The organism is Thalassospira sp. A3_1, assembly GCF_017744215.1.
Classification (GTDB): domain Bacteria; phylum Pseudomonadota; class Alphaproteobacteria; order Rhodospirillales; family Thalassospiraceae; genus Thalassospira; species Thalassospira lucentensis_A.
Genome location: NZ_JAGHQQ010000001.1, coordinates 1413699 through 1433705 on the forward strand (window position 1 = coordinate 1413699; position 20007 = coordinate 1433705).

Consider the following 20007-nt stretch of genomic DNA (forward strand, 5'->3'; position numbering starts at 1 on the left):
TGACCTTCTGGTCAGGAATGATTTTTTATCCCTGATTGAGGAATGAAGAAGTGATTACTCCCGTCATGCCGACCTACGCGCGGGCCGATCTGGCCTTTGAGAAAGGTGAAGGACCTTATCTCTATGCGCAGGATGGCCGACGATTCCTCGATTTCGGGTCGGGTATTGCGGTGAATACCCTTGGCCACGCGCATCCGCATCTGGTCGAAGCCCTGACCGAACAGGCGAAAAAGGTTTGGCATACGTCGAACCTGTACCGGATTCCGGGGCAGGAAAAACTGGCGGCACGTCTGGTTGAAAATACCTTTGCCGACACGGTGTTCTTCTGTAACTCCGGGGCGGAGGCCAACGAGGCCGGCATCAAGATGCTGCGCCGCTACCAGTATGTCAGCGGTCATGCCGAAAAGAACCGGATTCTGGTGGCAACCAATGCCTTCCACGGTCGGACGCTTGGTACCCTGACCGCCGGTTATAGCGATAAATACCGCGAGGGCTTTGGCCCGATGCCTGATGGTTTTGATCGTGTGGCATTTGGCAATCTGAACGAATTGCGCGATGCGATCACGCCTGAGACCGCAGGTATTCTGGTCGAACCGATCCAGGGCGAAGGCGGTATCTGCAAGGCCCCCGAAGGTTACCTTGAGGGTCTGCGAAAAGCGGCTGACGAATTCGGCCTGCTTGTGATGTTTGACGAGGTCCAGACCGGCGTTGGCCGCACGGGCAAGCTTTATGCCTATGAATGGTCGGACATGAAGCCCGATCTGATTTCATCGGCCAAGGGGCTTGGCGGTGGTTTCCCGGTTGGCGCGTTGCTGGCGACCGAACGCGCGGCACAGGCATTGCCTGCGGGGATGCATGGCACGACCTTTGGTGGTAATCCGCTTGCCATGGCGGCGGCCAATGCGGTTCTTGACGTCATCCTTAAACCCGGTTTCATGGACAATGTTCTTGCCATGAGCCAGTTGATCCGTGACGGCCTTGCGGCCATTGCCCGAAAACATCCGGGCTTTATCGCGGAAGTCCGTGGCATGGGCCTGCTTCTGGGTATGAAAACTGTGCCGACCAATGTTGATGTTGTCGCAAAACTGCGTGAACTGGGTCTTTTGACCGTTCCGGCGGGCGATAACGTGGTGCGTCTTTTGCCGCCGCTTAACATCACCAAAACCCATGTTGACGAGGCGCTGGCAGCAATCGATGCCGCCGCGGCAGCCTTGGCGCAATAAGGAAGACTGAAATGACTGATATCAGGCACTTTCTCGATCTCGACAAAATGTCGGCGGGAACGCTGAACGATATTCTTGAACTTGGATCTGTGGAAAAGGCAGGCAAGGCACCGTTTGGTGACAAGCCGCTTGCGGGCAAGACACTTGCTCTGATTTTTGAAAAACCATCGACCCGTACACGCGTGTCATTCGAAGTTGGTATGCGCCAGCTAGGCGGTGATGTTGTCATCCTTGATGCGGCAAGTTCGCAGCTGGGCCGTGGGGAAACCATTGCCGATACCGCACGCGTTCTGTCGCGCTTTGTCGATGCGATCATGATCCGTACGACGGACGAATCGAAACTGCTGGAACTGGCGAAATATGCCACCGTTCCGGTCATCAATGGCCTGACCGATCAAAGCCATCCCTGCCAGATCATGGCCGACCTTATGACCGTCAAGGAACACAAGGGACGCCTTGATGGGTTGAAATTCGCCTGGGTCGGCGATGGCAACAATGTTTCGGCGTCCTTTATTCATGCGTCGCCGAAATTCGGGTTCTCGCTTGATATGGCCTGCCCGGCGGGTTATCGCCCCAATCAGGGTCTGATCGAAACGGCCAATGCCGAGGGTGGCAAGGTCCGCATGACCGATATGGACAGCGCGCTGGACGGGGCCGACGTCATCGTTACCGATTGCTGGGTTTCGATGGGGGACGAGGACGCCGACGCCCGCATGGAAGCATTGGCCCCCTATCAGGTGAACTCGGCCGCGATGGCAAAGGCAAACAAGGATGCGATCTTCATGCATTGCCTGCCTGCCCATCGTAACGAAGAGGTCACCGACGATGTGATCGACGGGCCGCAATCGGTGGTGTTTGACGAGGCTGAAAACCGTCTGCATGCGCAGAAAGGGGTTCTGCTATACTGCTTTAATGGCTTGCCTTCCTGACGGTGCAGACTAAATAAGCATCAGAATTTCGGGGCGGACAGTGATGTTCGCCCCTTTGTTTTGGCGTGACATGGCTGGACAATGCGGTTCTGCTGTTGTTATACGCCCCGGAACACGTAAAAACGCGGAACCCGAAAATGCAGATCGCTGTCGATTTTTGTCAGCCCTTCACGCTGGATCATTCCAATATTCGCGGCCGTTTCGCACGGCTTGGCCCGACCGTGCAGACCATCATCGGTCAGCACAGCTATCCTGCGCTTGCAAATCATCTGCTGGGCGAGATTATCGGGCTGGCTGTTCTGCTGTCCTCGGCGCTGAAATATGAAGGCCTGTTTACCCTTCAGACCTCGTCTGACGGTCCAATTGGCATGATGGTTGTCGACGTCGATAGCGACGGCAACATTCGCGCCTGTGTGCGTGTAGACGAAGACTGCCTCAGCACCATGATTGCGGCCGAAGACGGTGGTGAAGATGCTCTGCGCGGGCAGGTGCACAAGCTGATGGGGCATGGCCACATCGCCTTCACCGTCGATCAGGGCGGCGATCACGAACGCTATCAGGGTATTGTGTCGCTCGAAGGAAATACGCTTTCGGAATGTGCTGAGTCCTATTTCCGTCAGTCCGAACAGATCGAAGCTGCCTTCAAGCTTGAAGTCCATCAGGGCGAACAGGCCAATGACTGGTGGGTTGGTGGGCTGTTCCTGCAGCGTCTTCCGGCCAGTGCGTCGGGCGAAGCGGCAACTCCGGAAGAAGCCGAAAAGATTACCGAGGACTGGAACCGGTCCAAGATCCTGATGGCGAGTGCCACTGAAAACGAACTGGTCGATATTTCGCTTTCGGCGCATGACCTGATCTGGCGTCTGTTCCACGACGAAGAACCGCGCGTGTTTGATCAGACGGCGTTGCAGTTCAAATGCCGTTGTTCGCGTCAGAAAATCGAAGGTGCGCTTGTGTCCTATCCGCTTGAAGAACTTCTGGACATGCGCGAACCCGATAGCGGCGAAGTCGCGGTTTCCTGCCAGTTCTGCAACACGCGATATGGCTTCAACGAGGCCGACCTGCGTGCACTTAAATCCGGCGATGACGCATAACTTGCTGCATCGGCGCGGTTTTTGATTGTCACAGCCTTGCCTTAATCATCAAGCAACGTCACCATGCCCACACAAAGGTATGGTGGCGTTTTTATTTGAGGCAGGAGAAAGACTTGATGAAGGCATTGTCCATCAATGGAATGCGCGTGGCCCTGGCGGGTGCAGTTGTTGCCCTTCTGGCGGCCTGTACCAGCGCACCGGTGCAGACCTATCCCGATGTGACCTGGCGCCATCTTGACCCGATTGTATTTGCAGCCGGGCCAATTGAAAAAGTGGCGGCCTATCCGGCCGGGGGTGACAACAACCTTGAAAGCTATCTGCCGTTCAGCCTAGGCAAGATGGCAATGAACTGGCCCGATGACCGCATCCAGACGGCAGGCACCAGTGATATTCTGCGTTATAGCGTGACCGAGGCATCCATCACCTCAAACGCGCTTAAAACCACCAAGGGTTTTTCGGGCGTCTTTACCGATGATCAGTCCGAAAAAGTCGAAATGAAAGTTTCGGCCAAGCTTGAGGTTCTTGATCCGAATGGCACCCAGAAGGGCGAAGTTGCCGCAACCGCGGTTCGCACCCGGACCCTTGCGGAATCGATGTCCGTCGCCGAACGTGAAAAGGCGGTTTATGATGAAACCGCAACGCTCCTGATGGACCTTGATCGTGAACTCGAACGTCAGATCAATGCCAATTTCGGGCGTTTCCTGTTGCGCTAAGTTCCGGTATCCATATTGCTATACCAAAAGCCCGGCCGGAAAACTGCCGGGCTTTTGGTCATTAGCGGAACATCATTACCGGCACCTGGCAGGACCGGACCATTTCGGTCGTCGTGCTGCCAATGATCAGGTTGCGGATGCGCGAATGGCCATAGGCGCCCATGACAAGAAGATCGATATTGTCGCTTTCGATACGGTTTTTAATCACGTCTTCAGGTTCTCCGGCTTCGAAACTGGCCTCAACCTCGTAGCCCGCCTTGCGCAGAAGGGCTGCTGCGTCATCAAGCTTTTCCTGAAGGCTGTCAGTTGGTTTGCCAACGCACAGCAAGACGCACGGAAGTCCTGTAAACAGCTTGCCACCCGCAATGTGGCGCACGGCCTTCATCGCACTTTCACCACCATCAAACGCAATCAGGAACTTGTTGATCGGCTTGAATGCGCGCGATGCGACCAGAACCGGTTTGGTCGCGGACCGGACAACCCGTTCAAGATTTGATCCCAGATGCAGTTTGGCAAAATCGGCGGCCTCGCCGCGCTTGCCAATCACGATCAGGTCGGCATCGCCTTCAAACTCACCAATCGCATCAATCAGATCGCCATGGCGAAGTTTGGTCGAAACCGATGAAAGTCCGGCTTCTTCAAGGCCCGATTTGGCTTCTTCAAGCAGCAAACGACCGCGTTTCAGCTCCAGCTTGGCCTTCTGTTCATCAAGGTCGGCCAGTTCCTGCAAAAGGGCAGTACGAGCACCAAGTTTGAGGTTACCACTAAGGTCGGCGGGTTCGGAGCCCACGCCACGACGGCCCAGCACATGCATCAGCTCAACTGATGCTTCGGTGCGTTTGGCTACCCAGCAGGTCAGGTCGCGAACGCTTTGCGAATAGCCCGATCCATCGATCAGTGCGATCAGACGTGTCATTGAACGTTCCCCTTAGTGGCCCATCAGGCGTTCAAGCGCGCCGGGCTTGTCATGGATCGCCAGCTTATCAACAATTGTCTCGCTGGCTTCATTGAGACCGATCAACTCGACCTCGGCTCCCTCACGGCGGAATTTCAGCACGACCATATCAAGGGCCGCAACACTTGAAATGTCCCAGATATGGGCGTGGCTGACATCAATCGTGACTTTATCAAGTGCCTCGCGGAAATCGAATGCCTTGGTGAAATCCTCGACCGAGGCAAAGAAAATCTGCCCGCGTACTTCATAGGTCCGCCATGTGCCATCGGCTGAAAGCGTGCTGGTAACCCGGAAGATCTGCGCGATTTTCCATGCAAAGAATATCCCCGAAAGCAAAACACCGATCAGAACGCCAATTGCAAGGTTATGCGTGCCGACCACGGTCACAACGGTTGCCAGCATCACGATGGATGAACTGCGCGGATGTTCGCGCAGGTTTTTGATCGAAGACCAGCTGAATGTCCCGATCGATACCATGATCATGATCGCTACAAGGGCGGCCATCGGGATGATCGCCACCAGATCGCCCAGGACCACAATCAGGATCAGAAGGAAAATACCGGCAAGGAAGGTCGAAAGTCGGCACCGCCCACCCGATTTTACGTTGATTACCGACTGGCCGATCATCGCACAACCAGCCATGCCACCGATGAAACCGGTAAAGAAGTTGGCAATCCCCTGACCATAGCATTCGCGGATGCGGTTCGATGGTGTATCGGTCAGCTCGTCCACGATCTGTGCCGTCATCAGGCTTTCCAGAAGCCCGACCGCCGCCACCGCCGCCGAATAGGGCAGGATGATCAGGAAGGTATCAAGGTTCAGCGGCACATCAGGCAGATAAATCGCCGGGAAGGCATCAGGCAATGCGCCCATATCACCGACCGTGCGCAGATCACCATCAATAAACAGGGACAGGATCGTCAGAACGATAATGCAGATCAATGGCGAGGGGACAATTTTCGTGATCCTCGGGAACAGGTAAATAATCGCAAGGCCGCCCGCGACCATCACATATGTCATGTAACTGACACCGGTCAGTTCCGGCAATTGTGCCATGAAAATCAGAATGGCGAGCGCGTTGACAAAGCCCGTCATCACCGATTTCGAGACAAACCGCATCAGGTTTCCAAGCCGAAGCGCCCCGGCCAGCATCTGGATCACCCCGGCAAGCACGGTTGCCGCCAGCAGGTAATCAAGTCCGTGATCGCGCACAAGCGATCCCATCAGCACGGCGGTTGCCGCGGTGGCAGCCGAAATCATGCCCGGCCGTCCACCAAAGATCGCGGTAATCACTGCAATCGAGAAGGATGCATAAAGCCCGACCTTGGGATCGACCCCGGCGATGATGGAAAACGCAATGGCTTCGGGGATTAGTGCAAGTGCCACCACAAGGCCTGAAAGCACATCACCACGGATATTGCCAAGCCATTCGGCCCGCAAACGCGGAAGGAAATCGGTATTCACAGAACTTCTCCGTATCAAACAGCCCAGTCTGTCCCCGGGGCTGGAGTGTCATCTGGCGGCATGAAAGCCGTCCCTAACGGTCAGTATTGCAATGCAGAAGGCTGTACCTATACCAATTTAAAATATGGCACAACCGCAGGGGGCGTGATCTTTGCCGGGCATTTTGTGCAAAACCCAGTCTGGAACGGAAAAACCCGCCGGAATAGCGGCGGGTTTTGTCCTGAAGTTCTGATCTCTGCGATTTAGGCAGATCAGACTATTTCCGGTTCTGACGGTTTTCGATCAGATCATCAACCACGCCCGGATCGGCAAGGGTTGATGTATCGCCAAGCTGGTCATATTCGTTGGCGGCAATCTTGCGCAGGATACGGCGCATGATTTTGCCCGAACGGGTTTTCGGAAGTCCCGGTGACCACTGGATATAATCGGGGCTGGCAATCGGGCCGATTTCCTTGCGCACCCACTGAACCAGTTCCTTGCGCAGTTCTTCGGTCGGTTCTTCACCGGCATTCAGCGTGACATAAGCATAGATGCCCTGTCCCTTGATATCGTGCGGTACGCCGACCACGGCGGCTTCGGCCACCTTGGCATGCGCGACCAGCGCACTTTCAACCTCGGCAGTGCCCATGCGATGACCCGAAACGTTGATCACGTCATCCACACGGCCGGTGATCCAGTAATAGCCATCCTCGTCCCGTCGTGCACCGTCGCCGGTGGTATAGACATTGGCGAATGTGCTGAAATAGGTCTGGATAAACCGTTCATGATCGCCATAAACCGTGCGCATCTGACCCGGCCAGCTATCCTTGATCACAAGGTTGCCATCGGTTGCGCCGGTCAGTTCCTTGCCTTCATTATCCAGAAGGGCCGGTTCAACACCAAAGAACGGCAAGGTTGCCGAACCCGGTTTAAGGTCGGTCGCACCCGGAAGCGGCGTAATCAGGATGCCGCCGGTTTCGGTCTGCCACCAGGTATCGACAATCGGGCAATTCCGCTTGCCGACATGTTCGTGATACCATTCCCAGGCTTCGGGGTTGATCGGCTCGCCCACCGAGCCGAGGATGCGCAAGCTCGAAAGATCAGCTTTGTTCACAAAGCTTTCGCCTTCGCGCATCAGGGCACGGATCGCGGTTGGCGCGGTATAGAAGATATTGACCTTGTGCTTCTCGCACACCTGCCAGAAACGCGATGCATCCGGATAGCTTGGCACACCTTCAAACATCAGGGTCGTTGCCCCGTTGGCAAGCGGCCCGTAAACGATATAGCTGTGCCCGGTAACCCAGCCGACATCGGCCGTGCACCAGTAAATATCGCCTTCGTGATAATCAAAGACATACTGATGGGTCATCGACGCATAAACAAGGTAACCGCCCGACGTATGCAGAACACCCTTCGGCTTGCCGGTCGAACCCGAAGTATAGAGAACGAAAAGGGGGTCTTCGGCATTGACCTCGGTCGGAGGGCAATCAGGTGATGCTGCCTCGCAAACCTCGTGATACCAGACGTCGCGCGCATCATTCCATGCGATGTCCTTGCCGGTATGTTTGACGACAACAAGCTTTTCGACGGATTTGACACCCGGATGGGAAAGGGCTTCGTCCGCATTGCGTTTCAGCGGCACACCGCGCCCGCCACGAAGGCCCTCGTCCGAGGTGATGACAACCTTCGCACCGCAATCTTCCACGCGGCCCGCGAGGGCTTCAGGCGAAAAGCCGCCAAACACGATGGAATGGATCGCACCGATGCGCGCGCAGGCCAGCATCGAAACCGCTGCGGCCGGGATCATCGGCAGGTAAATGACAACGCGGTCGCCCTTGCCGACACCCATCGATTTCAGGGCATTGGCAAACCGGCAGACACGTTCATGCAAATCTTTGTAGGTGATATGTTCGGAAACGGACGGATCGTCGCCTTCGAAAATAATCGCGGTCTGGTCACCGCGCTTCGCCAGATGACGATCAAGGCAGTTGGCTGCAACGTTCAGCGTGCCGTCTTCATACCACTTGATATAAAGGTCCTTGGCATCAAAGCTGACATTCTTGACCTTGGTAAACGGCTTGATCCAGTCGATGCGCTTGCCGTGTTCGCCCCAGAAGCCTTCGGGATCTTCGACCGACTGCTTGTACATGGCGTCGTATTTTGCCTTGTCGATCAGCGCGCCCTTCGCGATGTCGTCGGAGACGGGATAAACGTTCGCAGACATATGTGGCCTCTTGTTCGTTTCCTGTTGTCTGTACGCTCGTACCGGTCACCTGCCCGCTGAAAGGTCTTTGGGCCGGTACGATATTCTTGTGCGTGCCAGATGCCGATTTTTGCAGTTGGAATAACAGTTATTACAACCGGTGCAGGATAACCGAACGGGCGATGCAAGATCAGCCGGACGGCATGGCGTAAATCGGTTCCTGTCGCTTGCGCCCTATGCTAGTGCGCTGATGGATTTCAGGGAATACAACTTAAGACGGGGGGCAAAATGGTTCGCAATGGGCGCGATACCGTCCTGCTTTCCCTGCCTTGTAACCGGTCCGGTTGCGGGGGCGCAACCAATACCTCCCGGTGATCCCGTCTGGATACCGGAACACGAGAATTCCCTGAAGTAGGTAATTGAAACATAGTGATATTATCGTAATTTCGCCAGTCACGATCTGGCGATTTGCCGGTTTCACTATGACACAATTTTAGAGACCCCAACTCTTGCGGATCTGTAGCAGGAAATTGTGAGGCAAAGGTATTGCGTCAGCATTGGCTTATGCGGAAAAGTTTAGTACGCAACTTCTAAATCAATTTCGTCCACGCAGGTTTGCGGTTTGGAGTGATTCTCGGCTGTGTACCATTCGCCGTTGGCAACACTTACGTTAGTGATTTCATCAACAAACATGCACCTCCACTCACCATCTGGTGGCAAGCCTCTGGAGCTACGTCCGCCGAATTGGTAAGCTAATACTTTGCTTTGTCCATTTTTAGTTCCGATAACATGAGGACAAATTTCTCTCTGCAGACCATGGTATGTGCAAGAAACTTGCTGCTTGTTTTGTATTGCATTTCTAAGTTCAGCATAGACTGTTGGCATGACATCCTCAGATTGAATATTAAAGATAGCAAATTATATATATTAGAAAATATTAATCAAATTTTATCTAAAATAGAAATGTTGATCTGTTAGGTCTGTCACGCCAATCCTCGAGGGAAATTCCCTTCCTGAGACTGGATTTGAAAGAACAAAACAGATACAAAGAAATCAGGTTATAACCAAACGGTGGGAATATGGATCCGATCTCTCTTGCAGCGGGCGCAATTGCGGCATTTGTCGTCGCACTGGTTTTCAGTGTGCTGATGGTCAAACGCACCAAAGAAGCGGCGATGGCCGAGGCAGAGTCGCGAACCGCCCTGCTGGCGGCGCAACTTGATCAGGCTGATGAAGCCCGTCGCGAACTGGTATCTGAACTGGCAATGACGCGTAACCGGCTTTCCGAAGAAGCCGAAAAACGCGCCATTGCCGAAACCAGACTGGAAAAGGAACGCGAGGCCACCACCGAAAAGCTCGCAATGCTTGATGATGCGCGCACCAAACTGCTTGATAGTTTCAAGGCGCTGTCGTCTGACGCGCTTAAAGTCAACAATGACGAGTTCATGAAGCTGGCGCGTGAGAATTTCTCGCGCATGCAGGAAGGGGCCAAAGGCGATCTGGAAAAACGCCAGCAGGCAATTGACGGGCTCGTCAAACCGATTCAGGAACGCTTGCAGGCTTTCGATACCAAGGTCAACGAACTGGAAAACTCGCGCAAGGAAGCTTACGGCGAATTGCGCAATCAGGTCGGCCAGCTGGTTGAATCGCAAACCCGCCTGTCCAAGGAAACCCAGACGTTAAGCTCCGCCCTGCGGTCAAGTTCGTCGGTATCAGGCAAATGGGGTGAATTGCAGTTGCGCCGGATCGTTGAACTGGCCGGGATGCTCAAACATTGCGATTTCGAAGAACAGGTACATTTCAATACCGATGAAGGCGCGCAGAAGCCGGACATGGTCATTCATCTGCCGGGCGGCAAAAACATCGTCGTCGATGCCAAGGCCCCGACATCGGCCTATCTTGAGGCGATTGAGGAAAAGCACGACGATATCCGCCGCGAGGCTCTGATGGGCACCTATGTCACCAATGTGCGCAAGGTGATTTCGGACCTTTCGAAGAAATCCTATTGGAAATCAGTCGATTCTCCGGAATTTGTTGTTCTGTTCCTGCCCGGTGAAAGCTTCTTCTCGGCAGCACTTGAACGCGATCCACGCCTGATCGAAGACAGCTTCCGCGATGGCGTCATTCTGGCAACGCCGACGACCCTGCTTGGGCTTCTGAAGGCCGTGGCTTATGGCTGGCGTCAGGAAGCTCTTGCCGAAAATGCCCGCGATATCAGCGAAATCGGTCAGCAGCTTTTTGATCGTCTGGGGACCCTTGCCAAAAACTTTGCCTCTATGGGCAAGTCGCTTGAAAGTACGGTCAAAAACTACAACAAGACTCTTGGCACGCTTGAAGGCACGGTACTGGTGTCCGCCCGCAAGCTTAAGGAAAAGCATATCGTTGCCGATGATCGCGCCATCGAAGAACCGCTTCATGCCGAAACCCATGTCCGTGAAATCACCAAAACCGAATTGCTTGGGGCTCCTTCCGATTTATTGACGGGCCAAACCGGTGATGATGACGACGAAACGGCCCATACCGGTACCGATCATGGGTGAGTTGCGCGTTAATACAGGGCTGTTTGCTTGACTAAAGTGCGACGAAACCTTATCTCGGAGCGCTGATTTCGCTATAATGCGATGAACGCATAGATTTCCAAACCCGGACAGAAGACACATGGCCCTGCGCGACATTCTCATTGTTCCCGATCCCCGCCTCAAGCAGGAATGCGAAGAGGTGGCAGAGGTGAATGACGAAATCCGTGAATTGCTCGATGACATGCTTGAAACCATGTATGCGGCACCGGGTATCGGACTTGCCGCGCCCCAGATCGGCGTGATGAAGCGCCTGGTTGTCATGGACGTTTCCGATGACAAGGAAAAGCCCCAGCCGCTGAAACTCGTGAATCCGGAAATCATCTGGGAGTCCGAGGATACATCGGTTTATCAGGAAGGCTGCCTGTCGATCCCGGAACAATATGCCGATGTTGAACGCCCGGCCGAAGTCGGCCTGCGCTATCTGGATGAAAACGGTAAGGAACACGAAATCGAGGCCGACGGCCTTCTCGCAACCTGCATCCAGCATGAACTTGATCACCTTGATGGCATCCTGTTCACCGATTATCTGAGTGCGCTTAAGCGCAACATGATCCTGAAAAAAGTGCAGAAGCTGCAAAAGACGAAAAAATCTGCCTGATCAGAAACGCATCACAGAATTCAGGGGCCGGATTTTCCGGCCCTTTTGTTTTGGAAATCTGACAAAGCGGGTGCCCGCCTTTTAAGGCTTGGCTTGTCATTTGGCCAAGATAACGCCAAATTGCCGCCAGCTACCTGATTGATGACGATAGGACGTGACCAATGACCAAGCTGCGCATTGCCTTTATGGGAACCCCGGATTTCGCCCTTGTGGCGCTTAAGAAACTGGTCGCAGCCGGTCATGATGTTGTCTGCGTCTATTCCCAGCCACCCCGTCCTGCCGGTCGCGGGCAAAAGGAAACGCCGACCCCGGTTCATGCATGGGCGCAAGAACAGGGTATCGAGGTCCGCACGCCTGTTTCCCTGAAATCCGATGACGAGAAAAAGGCCTTTGCCGACCTTGATCTCGATGTTGCGGTGGTCGCGGCCTATGGCCTGATCCTGCCAAAGGCTATTCTCGATGCGCCGAAATATGGCTGTCTGAACATTCATGCGTCCCTTTTACCGCGCTGGCGCGGTGCGGCCCCGATCCAGCGGGCCATTCTGGCCGGTGACGACAAAACCGGTGTGACCATCATGCAGATGGATGTCGGGCTTGATACCGGCGATATGCTGTTGGTTGGTGACATCCCGATCACGTCCGAAACCTATGCCAATGCCCTGCATGACGATCTTGCCGAACTGGGGGGCAAAATGATCGTGGAGGCGCTTGAAAAGCTGCCGGGTGGCGTACTGAGCCCAATCAGACAGCCAGAAGACGGTGTGACCTATGCCGCCAAGCTGGAGAAATCCGAGGCCAAGCTTGATTTCACCGATGATGCCGCGGCACTTGAACGCAAAGTACGTGCTTTCACACCATGGCCGGGTGCCTATTTCGAATTTGGCAAGGAACGCATCAAGGTGCAGGCTGCCATCGTTACCGATCAATCCGGTCCGGCAGGCACCATCCTTGACGATCATCTGACGATTGCATGCGGTAGCGGCGCCCTGCGCCCGACCCGTATTCAACGGCCGGGCAAGGCGGTTATGGATACCGATGCCGTTCTGCGGGGTTATGACAAGCTTGCCAAGGGCATTGTCTTACAGGGTTAGGTCTATGGAAATGGTATTCGACATTCGCAAAGCCACCAATCGGGATGGTGATCAAATCGCAACCCTGATTGCGGAGGTCTTTGCTGATTATCCCGGTTGCATCTTTGATCGTGCGGGCGAGTTTCCCGAACTTGATGCCATCGCTGATGATTTTAGCGCTGATCACGGCTGCATCTGGGTGGTCGAAGGGCATGGACGTGTCCTGGGATGCCTTGGCATCAAATTCGATCCGGCACAAAAACAGGCCGAATTGCACAAGGTCTATCTGGATCGCGCCACCCGTGGGAAGGGCATTGCCCAGCGCATGTTGAAAACCGCCCTTGATTGGCTGGAGCAAACCCATCCCGATTGCACCGATCTTGTCCTTTGGACCGACACACGGTTCGAAGCCGGGCATCGCTTTTATGAAAAATGCGGGTTCGCCCGAACCGGCGAAACCCGCACTCTTGATGATCTTAGCGCTTCGTCTGAATATTGCTTCAAAGCCCGTCCGGGCGATATCCGGTTTCGGATTGGCTAAGCTATTCTGCGTCTAGCCTTGCTGCTCGGTTACCGGGGCTGCAATGGCCTTGGTTTCGGCAACGGCTTCGGGTTTGCGGACCGAACGCGCATCGCGCAGGCCAAGCTCCCATGGCGGGATGGGGGTGAATTTTTCGGCCAGGAAGTCCACAAAGGCACGGACCTTTGGTGACAGGTGACGCTTGTGCGGATACACAGCCGAAATCCATGCCAGATCGTGAACATATTCCGTCAGAACCGGCGTCAGGCGACCTGCCCGGATATCTTCATGCACGAGGTACTCTGCCAGTCGTGCCATACCGAGGCCGGCGACCACCGCTTCGTGCAATGCGTCGCCGTCATTGGCGGAAAAACTGCCCTGTGCGCGGAACGAAACATGGCCCTCGGGGGTGTCGAAATGCCAGTCGTTAAAGCTTTCGCGTGATGACAGATGCAGACAGTCGTGGTTTTCAAGTTCCTGCGGCTTGCGCGGGATACCGTTCTTTTCCAGATATTCCGGCGATGCGACGATCATGCGGCGGTTGACCGCATATTTGCGTGCGATCAGGGATGAATCTTCAAGGGCGGACAGGCGAATCGCCAGATCGTAACCATCGTTGACCAGATCGGTGAATTTATCATCCAGCGTCAATTCAATCCTTACATCGGGATAACGCGCCAGAAATTCCGGAATCAGCGGCACGACCTGATATTTGGTGAAGGCCACCGATGCGTTGATACGTAACGTTCCGCGCGGGGCGGCATAAAGCTGGGTTACGACTTCTTCGGCTTCTTCGATCTCGTTTAGGATCGTGCGGGCGCGCTCGTAAAAGGCACGGCCTTCTTCGGTCAGGCTAAGCTGGCGGGTGGTGCGCATCAAAAGACGTGCGCCAAGCCTGTCTTCAAGACGCGAAATGTATTTTGAAACCGCCGAAGGTGACAGACGCATGGTCCGTGCAGCAGCTGAAAAGCTGCCTTCTTCAACGGCATGGACAAAGATTTCCATTTCTGCGGCGCGATCCATCGGCATGTTTCCTATTTATGACGCATATTCACAAGTAATGTGCATATTGAGGTAATTCTCTTCTGCCGTAAAGGAAATTAGATTGGGTTCATCAAACGCGACACGTTGTCGCAATGAACCAAATTCTCAAAGGAGGTCTGCCATGACCACTTATGCTGACATCACCAAGCTGAACATCAAAACCAGCGAGATTGAAGCTGGCGTGCGCAAAGGCCAACAGCTTCGTGCTGAATATATCGGTAGCCTGTTCCGCAGCCTGTTCAAAGGCGCTGACAAGTCCGCCGACATCAAGCATCCGGCTGGCACCGTTGGCGGTGCTGCCTAATTGACGACCTCGCGGTCGAGCGACGTTTGATCTTCCTCCCCAGACGACGCTCCCGCGATGGACTACCGCGTTTTTTCTAGCGTCTTCCTCCCTAGACGACGCTGTTTTCCCGACTGGCCCGGGCTCTTTTGAGCTCCGGGCCATTTTTTTGTCTCATCGCCGATCTTAGGCTTTGCAATCCCGCTGCCTCATTCGCCGGTTTGGCGTGCGACACCCGGCGGGATATAAAATCCGGGCCGTTCCGACATCCAGGACAGCATTGACACAACCGCCATTGCGACGATGGTGATCCAAAGCGTCGTCGCGATATCGATATTGGCGGCAAACATCCAGCCATAGATCGCAGGTCCAATCGCAGATGCCAGAACCATGACCGCGGTCAATGTGCTGCGGACTGCGCCGATTTCACTAAGTGGCACCAGTTCCGGAATGATTGCCGTGCGCAATGTTGTGGCAAAGCCGGTGGTGACGCCCAGCATCCCCATATAAACCGGGATCATGACCGGTGTTTCAGTGATCGCCAGTAGCGACACCGCCCCGATGGCCGGGATCAGGTGATAGGGGAACAGCTTGCGAGCGGTATGGCTGTCAATCAGCGGACCGCTACCAAACGCCCCGATCACGGATGTAATGGCAAAAACCGTAAAACCGGCGGCAAACCAGGCAAGGTCGATATCTTTGCTCGCTGAAATCGATCCCTGATGGAAAAACAGGGCGGTCATCACCAGCGGCGGGGCGGCCAGCATCGGCATGCAGAACCAGATATAGCGTGACCGGAACAGGCGTGGATGGCTGCTTGCGGGGGATGCGTCCTGATCGGTGCTGTGATCAGTACTGGCGGCTTTGCCATCCTTTTCCGTTTTGCCCGGTGCCTCGCGGAATTTTGCATTATCACGGATCAGCAGGATCGCAATCGGCATCAGGATAACCACGATAAAAATACCGGCCCCGGCATAGGTCGCCCGCCAGCCAAATCCGGCGATAAGTGCCAGCAGAGTTACAGGCATGATTGCCTCTGCCAACGGAAAGCCGAAGCTTGCAATGGCGAGGGCACGTCCGCGGCTGCGATCAAAATAGCGCGCAATGCCAGTCATGCTCACATGGCTCATTAATCCCTGCCCGGCCAGACGCAGAATGAACAGGGCCGCGATCAGCATCCAGACCGATTGAGCCGAGGCAATCGCAAGGCAGCCGATGGTCAGCAACACCATGGTTGCCAGACTGTATCGCAGCATATCAATGCGGTCGATCAATCGCCCGATGAAAGGCAGGCACAACGCACTTGCGATGGTGATCCCGGCATAGATATTGGCAAATTCGGTTTCATTGATCGAAAGGCTGGCGCCGATGAACGGAACGAAAAGGGCTACCAGAAAGGTCTGACCGAATGACGAACCGAAACTGTGCAGCGCCCCGAATGCCAGCGGGCGGGGTGCCTGACGCAAAAGGCTAAGGAATTGCATGGGGTTCAATCAATAGTATGAGGAATTATTTTCCGCCGATCTTATCGATCGAGGGTAATTGCGTCTACTGCCCGAATGCATAGGTATTATGTGCGTGCATAAAGTGAAAAAGCCCCCGCAAGGCAAATATTCTTGCGAGGGCTTTTGGATCAAGTATGCCGTTTTAATGGAAGATCAGGTGGCTATTTTGGCTGCCGGACCATCCGAATGGCGGCCTTTCCACCAGTTCAGGCCCAGTATCGCCAGAATGACGACTGTCCCTGCGATCTCTGCCCGAAGGTCCGGATAGAAGATGCCAATGGTCGCCGGAACAATCAGAATGCGTGATACCAGATCGATCTTGGCAAACATGAACCCTTCGAGTGCTGCGGCAAAGGCAGCTAGCGACAGGATCGCGGTAAAGCCGGTCCACAGTACGAGCGGCAGCGGGCCACCAGTGATGATTTCCGGATTGAACACCATGAAGGCCGGGATCAGATACAGGCCCTTGGCAAATTTCCACGCCTGCATACTGGTTTCCAATGGACTGGCCCCGGCTATCGCGGCCCCGGCAAAGCCGGCAAGGGCAATGGGCGGGGTCACGTTACTGTCCTGGGAATACCAGAACACCACCAGATGCGCGATCAGCAACGGGATGCCGAACTCGTTGGACAGGGCCGGACCGACCAGAACGATCAGAACGATATAGGATGCCGTTACCGGCAGGCCCATACCAAGGATCAGACTGGCGAGCAGCACCAGAACCAGTGCAAGAACGATATTGCCACCCGAAAACGCGATCATCATCGACGAGAATTTCAGGCCAAGACCGGTAAGACCAACAACGCCAACGATAATCCCGGCAACGGCACAGGCCATGCTGACGGCAACCGCGTTCTTTGCGCCGAGTTCAAGGGCAGCGATTGTAATCCTGACGCCATTGGCAAGTGCAGCCTTGAGGCGGTCATGGCTGGCCTTTTCACCGTTCTGTGGTGCGACGTAGAAGAACCAGATCGCGTAGCGCAGGGCGGCAACCGCAAGGACCGAAATAATCGCCCAGAAACCGACGCGCATCGGAGAAATGTTCAGCACCAGAAGGTAAATCAGAACGCCAAGCGGCAGGATGAATTGCCAGCCTTCTTTAAGTACCTGCTTCCAGTCCGGCAATTCTGAGACCGGCATGCCACGCATACCGTTCTTCAGCGCGACAATATGCACAAACAGATAAACCGTGCCGAGATACAGGATCGCCGGGAAGATCGAAATCATGACGATTTCGAGATACGGCACCTGGGTATATTCGGAAATCAGGAAGGCACCCGCCCCCATGAGCGGCGGGGTGATTTGCCCGCCAGTCGATGCGGCTGCTTCGATCCCACCGGCCTGGGCGGGGCGATAGCCAAGGCGCTTCATCAGCGGAATGGTAAAGGCGCCTGTCGTGACAACGTTGGCAATGGCCGAACCACTGATTGAACCCATTCCGGCCGAGGCCAGAACAGCGGCCTTGGCCGGACCACCAGCCTTTCTGCCCGTCGCGGCATAGGCCATGTCGATAAAAAATTTACCAGCACCGGTCACTTCAAGGAACGCACCAAACAGGACGAACATGAAGATATAGGTTGCTGCAACCCCCATCGGCAGGCCGTAAATACCCTCCTGTCCAAGGTAAAGCTGACCGACAAGGCGGTCTACATCAGCGCCCCGGTGGCTAAGAATACCGGGTAGCCATTCGCCAAGCCATGGCAGCGAACCGCGCGGACCCGATAGCGCATAGATGATGGCAACGATGCCAATTACGGTCATGCCAAGGCCAACAGCACGGCGGCTGGCTTCGAGGACGGTAACGGTTGCGATGATGCCGACGATCAGATCGGTACTGGTCCAGAAACCGGCACGGTTGAAAATCTCGTCCAGATAGAAGGACAGATAGAAACCGGTAACGAACGCACCGGCCAGAAATGCCAAATCGATGACCCAACCAAGAACGCCCCGTTTACGGTTCGATCCGAATGCCGGAAACATCAGAAAAGCCAGAAACATCACAAAGGCCAGATGGATCGAGCGCTGATAAAACAGGCCAAGCGGTTCGATACCCGCGCCATACATCTGGAACAGTGAAAGCGCAACCGCGACCACGGTGATCAGCCCCAGAACAATTTTGGGCTGGGCAACTGTGTCCTGCATGGACGGAAGAGGAGCCGGTTCAGTCATCAATTAAAATCCTTAATCCCCGGTATCAAGCCGTATGGTGACACGGGTATGTTCGGCCATTTTCGATAGATTGATCTCGTCATTTTCGGTGACGATGCGATGATTTACCGCGAGGCTGCCGACCCGAAGGACATAGGCATTTCCCGGCACGGCTTCATCAATGTCTTCAATCCAATAACCACCATTTTCCGCGCTGGTCAGTTTGCCGCGTCCCGGATAATGGCCCAGTCCTGCAGCAAAATCGGGCTGATAGGCGCGGTGCAGGACCATCTTGCCGTGATCGTCGACATAGCAATCGATCACACCATCGCCGGTGACTGAATGGTTCCAGTAAAGACACCACTCCCCCTGACGCGGGATGCCGGTTTCAGCCAGAATGCGACCATCCGCCCCGATAATTTCAAGGCGATCGGTTTTGTCGGTTTCTTCTTTGGCGGCGTCACCGGCATGACCGGAGGGTGCCAAAGCAAGGAGGAAAAGGGCGGCCAGAAACGGCCGCCCCCACATGGCAGAGGTCATGGACGCAGGTGATCCAGGAATGGTGCACCAGCTTCTTCGTAATAACGAATTGCTCCCGGATGCATCACGATCGGGGTCGAGCCGACCGAGAAATCAACCGTGGTGTCATTTGCAGCCGGGTGAATGGCGATCAGTTCGTCAACCTTGTCAAACAGGGTCTTGGTGATCTGATAAGCCAGTTCCTCGTCCATGTCGGCATTGACGACCAGAACGTTCGGGGTGGAGATCGTCAGAACCGGTGCCTCGACACCTTCGTAGATGCCTTTACGCAGCGAGTAAGGTGCAAAGGTCGGCTCCGCGTCGATGGCGGCAGCAACCTCTTCCTCGGTCAGAGCAATCAGTTTGATGTCGCGCGTGGTTGCGAGGTTGAGGATCGAGCTGGTGGGCGGGCCAACACTCCAGAAGCCTGCATCGATATCACCGTCGCGGATTGCATCGGCGGTTTCGTTGAAGTTCAGGCGCTGTTCTTCGATGTCGTCATAGGTGATGCCGTTGGCTTCGAGCAGAACTTTTGCCGAAACTTCGGTTCCCGAACCCGGTGCACCAACAGAAACGCGTTTGCCTTTCAGATCGGCAAGGCTGGTGATACCACTGTCAGCAAGAGTCACGAGCTGGACTGCGTTCGGATAGATCGACGCAATTGCGCGGATATTGTCGAGCTTGCGGTCTTCGAATTTGCCGGTGCCGTGATAAGCGGCATAAACGGTGTCAGCCAGACCGATGGCAAGGTCGCTGTCGCCACGTGCGATCAGGCCCATGTTTTCGACCGACGCGCCGGTAACTTCGGCAACGGCGTCATAGCCATCAATATATTTACCGATCAGTTCGGCAAGACCACCACCATACGGGTAGTAAACACCACCGGTACCGCCGGTCGCGATGGAAAGCTGGGTCTGGGCGAATGCCGGGGCACCGAACATCATCAGTGCTGCTGCTGCAGAAAGCAGATTCCGCAATTTCATACTTAGTCCTCCCTAGGATCAATGTTCACTGCATTGATAACAACAGAAACGGTCAATAATCGAATATTGGCAGTTATCTTTTGGTATCTCCTCAGTTGTTGGTCGTCTTACTTCTCTAACGAATATCGTGTCGGGGATGAAAATCCTGTCCGATCAGGTTGCAAAATACGGCACGCGCAAACACCTCGTGAAACAGCTTCA

General features: G+C 54.9%; 18 protein-coding genes. 9 read left to right on the plus strand and 9 right to left on the minus strand.

The genetic code is table 11. From position 1 onward, the window contains the following. Positions 1–65: 65 nt before the first annotated feature. The 4 genes from J7395_RS06395 (at position 66) to J7395_RS06410 (ending at position 3956) form a co-directional block, all read left to right on the plus strand. A complete protein-coding gene (locus tag J7395_RS06395; RefSeq protein ID WP_082832766.1) occupies positions 66–1223 on the plus strand; it encodes an aspartate aminotransferase family protein in 1158 nt (385 codons plus the stop codon). Positions 1224–1234: 11 nt separating this feature from the next. After that, positions 1235–2152, plus strand: coding sequence for an ornithine carbamoyltransferase (argF, locus tag J7395_RS06400; RefSeq protein ID WP_062949704.1), 918 nt, complete (start codon positions 1235–1237; stop codon positions 2150–2152). A gap of 137 nt (positions 2153–2289) precedes the next feature. After that, a complete protein-coding gene (locus J7395_RS06405) occupies positions 2290–3243 on the plus strand; it encodes an Hsp33 family molecular chaperone HslO (RefSeq protein WP_209220916.1) in 954 nt (317 codons plus the stop codon). Between the two features lie 116 nt (positions 3244–3359). Then, positions 3360–3956, plus strand: a complete 597-nt coding sequence (locus J7395_RS06410) for a hypothetical protein (protein ID WP_114121649.1) — start codon at positions 3360–3362, stop codon at positions 3954–3956. Positions 3957–4017: 61 nt separating this feature from the next. Here the strand turns inward: J7395_RS06410 and J7395_RS06415 are convergent, their stop codons facing one another. From J7395_RS06415 to J7395_RS06430, 4 genes are all read right to left on the minus strand, one after another. Continuing rightward, positions 4018–4872 carry a universal stress protein gene (locus tag J7395_RS06415; RefSeq protein WP_209220917.1) on the minus strand — a complete coding sequence of 285 codons (855 nt, stop codon included), beginning with the start codon at positions 4870–4872 and terminating at the stop codon, positions 4018–4020. A gap of 12 nt (positions 4873–4884) precedes the next feature. Beyond that, entirely contained in the window at positions 4885–6375 is a 1491-nt protein-coding gene (locus tag J7395_RS06420; protein WP_209220918.1) for a SulP family inorganic anion transporter, read from the minus strand. A gap of 256 nt (positions 6376–6631) precedes the next feature. Next, complete coding sequence (gene acs, locus J7395_RS06425) at positions 6632–8578, minus strand: acetate--CoA ligase (RefSeq protein ID WP_209220919.1); 1947 nt, start codon at positions 8576–8578, stop codon at positions 6632–6634. Positions 8579–9133: 555 nt separating this feature from the next. Further along, positions 9134–9442, minus strand: a complete 309-nt coding sequence (locus J7395_RS06430; RefSeq protein ID WP_209220920.1) for a hypothetical protein — start codon at positions 9440–9442, stop codon at positions 9134–9136. Positions 9443–9636: 194 nt separating this feature from the next. Between J7395_RS06430 and rmuC the strand changes: the two genes are divergently transcribed. From rmuC to J7395_RS06450, 4 genes are all read left to right on the plus strand, one after another. Next, entirely contained in the window at positions 9637–11097 is a 1461-nt protein-coding gene (gene rmuC, locus J7395_RS06435) for a DNA recombination protein RmuC (RefSeq protein WP_062960187.1), read from the plus strand. A gap of 118 nt (positions 11098–11215) precedes the next feature. Continuing rightward, positions 11216–11734 carry a peptide deformylase gene (def, locus tag J7395_RS06440; protein ID WP_209220921.1) on the plus strand — a complete coding sequence of 173 codons (519 nt, stop codon included), beginning with the start codon at positions 11216–11218 and terminating at the stop codon, positions 11732–11734. 161 nt (positions 11735–11895) lie between these two features. Next, a complete protein-coding gene (gene fmt, locus J7395_RS06445) occupies positions 11896–12825 on the plus strand; it encodes a methionyl-tRNA formyltransferase (RefSeq protein WP_209220922.1) in 930 nt (309 codons plus the stop codon). Between the two features lie 4 nt (positions 12826–12829). Beyond that, positions 12830–13345, plus strand: a complete 516-nt coding sequence (locus tag J7395_RS06450; protein WP_062949688.1) for a GNAT family N-acetyltransferase — start codon at positions 12830–12832, stop codon at positions 13343–13345. 12 nt (positions 13346–13357) lie between these two features. Here J7395_RS06450 and J7395_RS06455 read toward each other — a convergent pair whose 3' ends face one another. After that, on the minus strand, positions 13358–14347 hold the full coding sequence (locus J7395_RS06455; protein ID WP_062949686.1) for a LysR family transcriptional regulator: 990 nt from the start codon (positions 14345–14347) through the stop codon (positions 13358–13360). A 142-nt stretch (positions 14348–14489) separates the two neighbouring features. On the opposite strand from J7395_RS06455, the gene J7395_RS06460 reads away from it, so the two are divergent. Next, entirely contained in the window at positions 14490–14672 is a 183-nt protein-coding gene (locus J7395_RS06460; RefSeq protein ID WP_114121642.1) for a hypothetical protein, read from the plus strand. A 188-nt stretch (positions 14673–14860) separates the two neighbouring features. Here the strand turns inward: J7395_RS06460 and J7395_RS06465 are convergent, their stop codons facing one another. The 4 genes from J7395_RS06465 to J7395_RS06480 form a co-directional block, all read right to left on the minus strand. Then, positions 14861–16135: an MFS transporter gene (locus tag J7395_RS06465; RefSeq protein WP_209220923.1), complete on the minus strand. Its 1275-nt coding sequence runs from the start codon at positions 16133–16135 to the stop codon at positions 14861–14863. Positions 16136–16309: 174 nt separating this feature from the next. Continuing rightward, positions 16310–18325: a TRAP transporter permease gene (locus J7395_RS06470; RefSeq protein WP_209220924.1), complete on the minus strand. Its 2016-nt coding sequence runs from the start codon at positions 18323–18325 to the stop codon at positions 16310–16312. A gap of 12 nt (positions 18326–18337) precedes the next feature. Beyond that, positions 18338–18844 (minus strand): DUF1850 domain-containing protein, encoded by a 507-nt coding sequence (locus J7395_RS06475; protein WP_062949680.1) that lies wholly within the window; start codon positions 18842–18844, stop codon positions 18338–18340. Then, positions 18841–19806 (minus strand): TAXI family TRAP transporter solute-binding subunit, encoded by a 966-nt coding sequence (locus J7395_RS06480; RefSeq protein WP_209220925.1) that lies wholly within the window; start codon positions 19804–19806, stop codon positions 18841–18843. Before J7395_RS06480 ends, J7395_RS06475 begins: the two co-directional genes overlap by 4 nt. Between the last annotated feature and the right edge of the window lie 201 nt (positions 19807–20007).